Genomic DNA, 8301 nt, shown 5'->3' with positions numbered 1-8301 from the left:
CGAGGCCCCGTCGAGCGTTGATCCGGGCTGACATCCCCCACGGGCCTTGCCTGCCGGTGCGCCGCTCGTGGAGCCGCACGACCGTCGATGGACGGCCCGCCGCTGGCCATCCGCGGCTCAGCGCGGCCCCGGTGGAACTGCCCCGGCCCGTGTCACGGCCCGTGTCGGGAGCCGCGGCCTGCCGAGTGCTGGCAGCCGCCGGATACACAGGCTGGCTCGTTGCCTGATCTCCTCAGCCGCCACTAGCCAACCAGCGTGCCCTCGCCATGCCCGGCGCTCGTTCCCCGATCGGCGCATGACCACCACACGGTGGATAACCAGTCCTCCCGAACGTCTCCCAGCTGGGCGATGACCAGCTGGATCACGGGCTTCGACGACGCCACCGCCGCCGCGCCGGATAGACCGGGCATGACGTGACATGCACGGACCGTACGGGTCCGCCGGCAAAGGACGCCCTGGTGTGATGTGGGCGCGAGTGGGTGGCAGGCTATCGATGTGGTCACGCAACACGTTGTTTCAGTCAGCGGAGTCTCAACAGTGGGAGGGGATCGCGTGTTCGGGTCAGCGGAGGACAACCGACCAGGTGCGGATACCGACGCACGGGCGGGGTGGACGGACCGCGCGATCGGCGCGGCCACGGTCGCGGCCGTGGTCACCGTCGCCGCGGTAGCGGCCTTCGTCTCCTACCGGCACATGCGGGGCGTCGCGCTGGACCACGGCGAGGACGCCACGGCCGCCGCGGTCATCCCGTTCAGCGTGGACGGCCTGATGCTGGCCGCGTCCATGACGATGCTGGCGGACCGGCGTGCCGGCCGGAGCCGCTCCTGGCTGTCCTACCTCCTGCTGACCATGGGCGCCTTCGCCTCCCTCGCCGCCAACGTGCTGCACGCCGAACCCAACCTGACCGCCCGGGTCATCGCCGGCTGGCCGGCGCTGGCGCTGCTGGGCTCCTACGAACTGCTCATGCGCCAGATCCGGGTTGCCAGCCGTACTGCCGAGAACCGCGCTGCCGGCGGCCGCACAACCCCGGCCGGACAGCCGGCTGATGACACATTCGGTGTTCCTCACCAACGGGACGCCCAACGCGGTACCCAACGGGACGCCCAACGCGCCGTCACCGATCTCATGCCGCTCTTCACCTCCCAGCCCACAGTGGCTCACCTGGCGGGTAGCGACCCTGACGGCGAGGGTGCCGGGATGTCCGGCGGCACGATTGCACCTTCCCTGACGCTGGACGCCGCGGACAAACGGGAGGCCATCGTGCATGCGCTGGAACAGACCAACGGGTCCGCCAGCGAGGCGCTGGCCTTCCTGGCCGCCCGCGGTGTCACGGTCAGCAAAAGCTGGGTGTACGAGGTCCGGAAGGACTCACGCTACGCCGATGTGTACACCGGACCGCTGCCCATTATCGGCGAACGCACCGTTGTCGGCGGCCTTGGCTGACCGCGGCATGACGGAGCAGAACACCGCTACCGGGGCCTGCGCCGCCTCGCGACGCACGCACCCCCAGCCCCGCTCCTTGAGCTACACCCCTATTGCCGGTCGCTTTTAGAGCGCCCGAGGATAGGACTGTCCGGCTCGCGGCTCCCCGCGTCCCGCCCGGCCGCGTTGTCCTCAGTCGGCGCCCACCACCAGGGCGCCTTCCTCTTCCGCCTTGCCGGACCGGGCACGGATGAACCGCTCACTGATCGAACGCCCTATCCTCGGGCGCTCTTAATCCTGCTCGACGGCAGCCCGTACACATACCGAACTGGCGTGCTGGACGGTGCCGTCGTAGCGCGAAGCCCGCGCCCTGGTGCGCCTGGTTCGCCTGGTTCGCGTGTGCCGCGATGGTCAAGCGTAAGGATGAACGGACGGCCTGGTTCCTGTTTCGCCATTGCGCGCTCCACCAGGGCAAGCAGATCGTTGAAATGCGGAGAACGGAGGACGTCGGCGGTGGGCAGAAGCGCCCACCAACTGTCGCTGTGTGTACCGGGACCAAAGATGACTACTGGCGGCTCTGCCATCAACATATTGTTCCGACCGACCGCGGACAACCGGCAGCGATCGGGTGAACATCTAGGGCGTGTTCCGGAAGCCAGCTGTCCGGCTCGCCACGCCCAGGCGGCCCCTGGCCGCGGCTCCCTGACCGGACGACACCTTCGGAAACACGCCGTAGTACTTGTATGGCGATATGCCCCGCGAGGCCGCGTACGCCCCGGCGCGCGGCCCAGCCGCGATCGGCTGGGGCCAGCGGGGAGACGCCGGCAGCGACAGACCGGCGCCGCTGGCGGACGGCGACTCACCCGGTTGGGGTGAGGACTCCGGCCGGGAAAGAAGCCCATCGTTCACATGACCGCTGAAAACGGTGGGCGAGGAGGGAACAGACATGACGATCGGACCCGTCCAACTCCTGGTGCTCGGTTTCAAGCAGCCTGATTTCCGTGGTGAGATCCAGACTGAGCTGCAACGGCTTCGTGACAACGACCTTGTACGGGTGGTCGACGCCTTGGTCGTCCAGAAGGACGCCGACGGCGATGTCGCCGCCGTACGCGGCAGCCAGCTGACCGACGAGGAGCAGGTCGAGCTCGGCGCCCTGGTGGGCGCGCTCGTCGGGCTCGGCGAAGGCGGCGAGGCCGGCATGCGGGCAGGTGCCGAACGCGGTGCGCGGACCGCCGCCGAACGGGGTGGGGTGTTCAGCGAGGAGGATGCCTGGGACGTGCTCGCCGAGATTCCCGAGGACACCGCGGCCGCGCTGATCCTGCTTGAGCACCGGTGGGCCATCCCGCTACGGGACTCGATCGCGCGAGCGGGCGGATTCCGGCTCGCCTCGGAGTTCATCAGTCCGCTCGACCTGGTGTCGCTGGGCCTGGTGGAAGCCCGCGAGGCCGAGGCGCTGGCAAAGGCGGAAAAGGCGACGATCTGAGTTCTCGCACAGCGCGGCAGAGGGAGAGATGACGATGCTTGGACGCTCTCGCCGGATTGCCCGGCGCACGGGACGGCGCACAGGACGGCGAACCGCTCGCCGGGTCGTGCGCCGCGACAGCTAAAAGACCGGCACAGGACGACAGGACAGCAGGCCGGAACTGATCAGGACGTACATTCGTAGATAACCATCTGGACAAGCTGATGTGGGAAGCGCGGCCGCTGTGCACGGTGGCCGCGCTTCCCACCCGGTGTCACCCCAGCGGTCAGCTGTTACCCCGCGGGGCGTCTCACCGGCCGGGTTCCACGGCCACGCTGCCGCCCCCTTGCCGCCGCATCCGCCCCCTTGCCACCGCATGCCCGGCTGTCACCGCCACCGCGGTGGCGGCATGCTCGACCAGCCACTCGACCACCCACGCGATCAGCCCACCCGCCCGGGACCTCCGCCGGGCTCCAGGCGGCACTCATCCCATGCCCACCGCCGGCCCATCCTCCTCACTCGGGGACCGCTGGCATTGCACCGGGTGACAGCGAGCACGGACATGATGGGCCTTCATCCTGATTGAGTAGGTCGTGACACCGGGAATACCCGACGGCCGACGGCCACTTGACCAACGGGTCGGTACCCGTTGCCCCTTGCCCGCCATCCACACTTCGTTGGACGCTGCTTCCCGATGCCTCCGCCCACCGCCCTGGCCGCACGACTGCCCGATCTGATGGTGCGCGATCAGCGCCGTCTACAGCGCCGTATCGACGGCATGCGCAAAATACGCGACCCCGAAGCTCGCCAGGCCGCCCTCGCTACGATCACCGCTGACATCGACACAGCCGCGCTGCGCGTGCAGCGGCGGCGCGCGCGCGTGCCGGCCGTCACCTATCCCCCAGCGCTACCGGTCAGCCAGAAAAAGGACGAGATCCTCGCCGCGATCCGGGACCACCAGGTCGTCATCCTCGCCGGCGAAACCGGCTCGGGAAAGACCACGCAGCTGCCGAAAATATGCCTTGAGCTGGGACGCGGTGTACGCGGGCTGATCGGCCACACCCAGCCGCGCCGGTTGGCGGCACGGGCGGTGGCGGAACGGGTCGCGGCGGAGCTGGGCGAACCCGATGGGCAACCAGGCGGGATAGTCGGCTACAAGGTGCGGTTCACCGATCAGGTCGGCGGCGACAGCCTGATCAAGCTGATGACCGACGGCATCCTGCTGGCCGAGATCCAGACAGACCGGTCGCTGTACCAGTACGACACGCTGATCATCGATGAGGCCCATGAACGCAGCCTCAACATCGACTTCATCCTCGGCTATCTGAAGCAGCTCCTGCCCCGCCGGCCCGACCTCAAAGTGATCATTACATCGGCGACCATCGACCCACGGCGTTTCTCCAGCCACTTCGGCGGCGCGCCCATGATCGAGGTTACCGGCCGGACCTTTCCCGTCGAGGTCCGCTACCGGCCCCTGGTGGCGGAGATCGACCCCGATGCCGGATCCGGCGGCACGGATGGCGTCAGGGGTGGCAGGGCCGCCGCCACGGCGGTCCAACGCGACCCGACAGAAGCGATCACAGCCGCGGTGGACGAGCTGTGCGCGGCGGGCCCCGGCGACATCCTCGTCTTCCTCAGCGGTGAGCGGGAGATCCGCGATACCGCCGGCATCCTGGCAAAACGGCAGTTGCGCGATACCGAGATCGTACCGCTGTACGCACGGTTGTCCGCCGCGGAACAGCACCGGGTCTTCCAGCCCCACGCCGGGCGCCGGATCGTGCTCGCCACCAATATCGCGGAAACCTCGTTGACGGTTCCCGGCATCAGGTACGTGATCGACCCGGGCACAGCACGCATCTCCCGTTACAGCAGCCGGACAAAAGTCCAGCGCCTGCCAATCGAAGCCATCTCACAGGCATCCGCGAACCAGCGGAAGGGACGTTGCGGGCGGCTGGCCGACGGTATCTGCATCCGGCTGTACTCGGCCGAGGACTTCGCCGCCCGCCCGGAGTTCACCGATCCGGAGATTCTGCGGACGAACCTCGCGTCCGTCATCCTGGCCATGACCGCGTTGAACCTGGGCGACATCGCGGCATTTCCCTTTATCGACGCCCCGGATTCGCGCAGTATCGCCGACGGGGTGTTGCTGCTCACCGAACTCGGCGCCGTCGAGACGGAACCCGCCAACGGAGCCGCGAAGACCGGTGGGCATCGCCGCCTGACGCCGCTGGGACGTAAACTGGCGCAGCTGCCGCTCGACCCGCGACTGGCCCGCATGGTACTGGCGGCCGAAAGCAACGGCTGCGTACACGAAGTCATGGTCATCGCGGCCGCGCTGTCCATCCAGGACCCGCGCGAACGTCCCGTCGACGCTCAGCAGGCCGCCGCGGAGAAACACGGCCGCTTCACCGACAAACAGTCGGATTTCCTCGCCTACCTCAACCTGTGGGAGTATCTGGGGGAACAGCAGCGGGAACTGTCGGGAAACCAGTTCCGCAAGCTGTGCCGGGCCGATTTTCTGAACTACCTGCGGGTACGGGAGTGGCAGGATATATACAGCCAGCTGCGCCAGGCCGCGAAGACCCTCGGGATGTCGCTGAACAGCGCGCCCGCCGACCCCCGCGGGATCCATGTCTCGCTGCTGGCCGGCCTGCTGTCGCACATCGGTCTCGCCGATACCGAGAAGCAGGACTACCAGGGGGCGCGCAACGCCCGGTTCGCGGTATTCCCCGGTTCGGCGTTGTCCAAGAAACCACCGCGCTGGTTGATGGCCGCCGAGCTCGTCGAGACGTCCCGGCTGTGGGGACGGACGGTTGCGCGTATCGAACCGGAATGGGCGGAAGCGCTCGCGCCCCACCTGGTCCGGCGTGCATACAGCGAACCGCACTGGGAGAAGAGCCGGGGCGCGGTGGTGGCATCCGAGAAGGTGACGCTGTACGGGATTCCGCTGGTCGTTTCCCGCAAGGTGAACTACAGCGCGATCGACCCGCAGCTGTGCCGGGACCTGTTCATCCGCCACGCCCTGGTCGAGGGCGACTGGCAGACCCACCACGCGTTCTTCCACGCCAACCGGGAGCTGCTCGACGACGTCGAGGAACTGGAACACCGGGCACGCCGCCGCGACATCCTGGTCGACGACGAGACCCTGTTCGACTTCTACGACCAGCGAATCCCCACTCATGTCGTCTCCGGGCGCCACTTTGACAGCTGGTGGAAAAAAACCCAGCGCACCCAGCCCGACCTGCTCGCCTTCTCCACCACCATGCTGATCAAGACAGACGCGGCCGGGGTCGACGAGCGCGACTACCCCGACGTCTGGCGGCATAACGAACTCGCCCTGGCGCTGTCCTACCAGTTCGAACCCGGCACGGACGCGGACGGCGTGACCGTGTGCATCCCGCTGCCGGTACTCAACCAGGTGACCGCCGAAGGTTTCGACTGGCAGGTACCCGGCCTGCGCGAGGAACTGGTGACCGCGCTGATCAGATCCTTGCCCAAGCAGATACGGCGCAGTTTCGTCCCGGCGCCTGACTACGCCAGGCGGGTGCTGGAATCGGTGACACCGGCGGACGGACCACTGCTCGCCATCCTGGAACGCGAGCTCGGCCACCTCGCCAACGTGGATGTGCCCAGGGACGCCTGGCAGCTCGACCGGGTACCCGACCACCTGAAGATCACATTCCGGATCGTCGACGAGACACAGGCCACTCTCGCCGAGGGCAAGGACCTCGCCGCGCTTACCCGGGCGTTGGCACCGACGATGCGGGTGGCGGTCAACGCCGTGGCGGACGGTGTCGAGCGCCACGGCCTGCGGACCTGGGATTTCGGCCCGATCCCCCAGCTCGTCGAACAACGCCGCGCCGGCCAGCCGGTCAGGGCGTATCCCGCGCTGGTCGACGAGACCGACAGTGTGGCGATCCGCGTCTTCGCCACCGAGACCGACGCCCGCCACGCCATGTGGCAGGGCACCCGGCGTCTGTTGTTGCTGAACGCGCCGTCACCGGTCCGTGACATCAACGCCGCCCTGACAAACCAGGCCAAACTGACGCTCAGCCATCATCCATACCGCAACGCCACCGAGCTGCTCGATGACTGCATCGCCTGCGCCGTTGACAAACTGATCACGGAATGCGGCGGTCCGGCCTGGGATGCCGACGGGTTCGCCAAGCTGCGCGACATCGTCCAAGCCGGCCTGACCGTGACCGCGATCGATGTCGTGACAAAGGTGGAGCGGGTCCTGGCCGCCGCGCACACCATCGAGCGGCAGCTGAGGACGACGACCGGCCTGGCCTTGGTGGCGGCCCTCAGTGACGTGCGCTCCCAGCTCTCCGGCCTGGTGTATCGGGGCTTCGTCGCCGGCACGGGCTGGGCTCGGCTGCCCGACCTCGTCCGCTACCTGACCGCGATCACACTGCGCCTGGACAAGCTGCCGAGCGATCCGAACCGTGACCGGGAACGCACCCGGCACATCGAACAGGTGACGCGGGAGTACAACCAGTTGCTGGGCAGGCTCCCACCGGGCAGCCCGCCCAGCGAGGGGCTGGCACGGATCCGCTGGATGATCGAGGAACTACGGGTCAGCTACTTCGCCCAGACCCTGCGGACGCCGTACCCGGTCTCCATGGAACGGATCTTTCGAGCGATGGACCAGCTCACGCTTTGACGGGCCAGTTGGCGTTCTGACCGGGTTCGATTAAATTCGATTCGATTGGATCAAATTCATGGATTAAGAGCATCCAGCAGCAGGAATGTGGATCAAGAAAAGGAGTTGGGGTACGCGCCCCAGCCCCGCGACGCCGCGCCCCCCTGTTGCCGGTCGCTCTGGACCGGTCGCTCTAAAGGAGAGTAAGCACGATGATACTTCGCGCCTTCGGCCGGACCGGGGTGAAGGTCAGTCCGCTGACGCTCGGGGCGATGATGTTCGGTGCCTGGGGAAATCCCGACCATGACGACAGCATCCGGATCATTCACCGTGCCCTGGACGCGGGCATCAATATCATCGACACCGCGGACATCTACTCACAGGGTGAGTCCGAGGAAATCGTCGGCAAGGCGCTCGCCGGGGGCCTGCGGGACGAGGTGGTGCTCGCGACGAAGTTCCACGCACCCATGGGCGACAACCCCAACCATCGGGGCAACTCCCGCCGATGGATCATCCGCGAGGTTGAGAACAGCCTGCTCCGCCTGCGGACCGACTGGATCGACCTCTACCAGGTGCACCGGCCCGAGCCCGGCACTGACTTCGACGACACCCTCGGCGCTCTGAGCGACCTCGTCCACCAAGGAAAGATCCGCTATATCGGGACGTCGACCTTCGAGCCGTCCGCCATCGTGGAAGGGCAGTGGATCGCCGAGCGGCGAGGCCGGGAACGTGTCGTGTCCGAGCAACCGCCGTACTCCCTGCTGGCCCGCGGTGT

Annotated in this window: 5 protein-coding genes; 4 read left to right on the top strand and 1 reads right to left on the bottom strand. The window is 67.6% G+C overall.

Features of this window, described 5'->3' with window-relative positions:
* Nucleotides 1-242 precede the first annotated feature (242 nt).
* On the bottom strand, nucleotides 243-410 hold the full coding sequence (locus MJ783_RS17010) for a hypothetical protein (protein ID WP_239311444.1): 168 nt from the start codon (nucleotides 408-410) through the stop codon (nucleotides 243-245).
* Nucleotides 411-552: 142 nt separating this feature from the next.
* On the opposite strand from MJ783_RS17010, the gene MJ783_RS17005 reads away from it, so the two are divergent.
* The 4 genes from MJ783_RS17005 to MJ783_RS16990 form a co-directional block, all read left to right on the top strand.
* Nucleotides 553-1443, top strand: coding sequence for a DUF2637 domain-containing protein (locus MJ783_RS17005; RefSeq protein ID WP_239311442.1), 891 nt, complete (start codon nucleotides 553-555; stop codon nucleotides 1441-1443).
* A gap of 925 nt (nucleotides 1444-2368) precedes the next feature.
* The gene (locus tag MJ783_RS17000; protein WP_239311440.1) at nucleotides 2369-2905 is read left to right on the top strand and encodes a hypothetical protein; all 537 of its coding nucleotides are present in this window, start codon (nucleotides 2369-2371) and stop codon (nucleotides 2903-2905) included.
* Nucleotides 2906-3578: 673 nt separating this feature from the next.
* Nucleotides 3579-7547, top strand: coding sequence for an ATP-dependent RNA helicase HrpA (hrpA, locus tag MJ783_RS16995; protein WP_239311438.1), 3969 nt, complete (start codon nucleotides 3579-3581; stop codon nucleotides 7545-7547).
* A gap of 191 nt (nucleotides 7548-7738) precedes the next feature.
* The coding region (locus MJ783_RS16990) for an aldo/keto reductase (protein ID WP_239311436.1) at nucleotides 7739-8301 on the top strand (563 nt) is incomplete at its 3' end.

Origin of the sequence: Protofrankia sp. Cj3 (assembly GCF_917627355.1) — a bacterium.
Classification (GTDB): domain Bacteria; phylum Actinomycetota; class Actinomycetes; order Frankiales; family Frankiaceae; genus Protofrankia.
The sequence above is the reverse complement of the archived record's forward strand: the minus strand, read 5'-3'. Positions and strand labels throughout refer to the sequence as shown.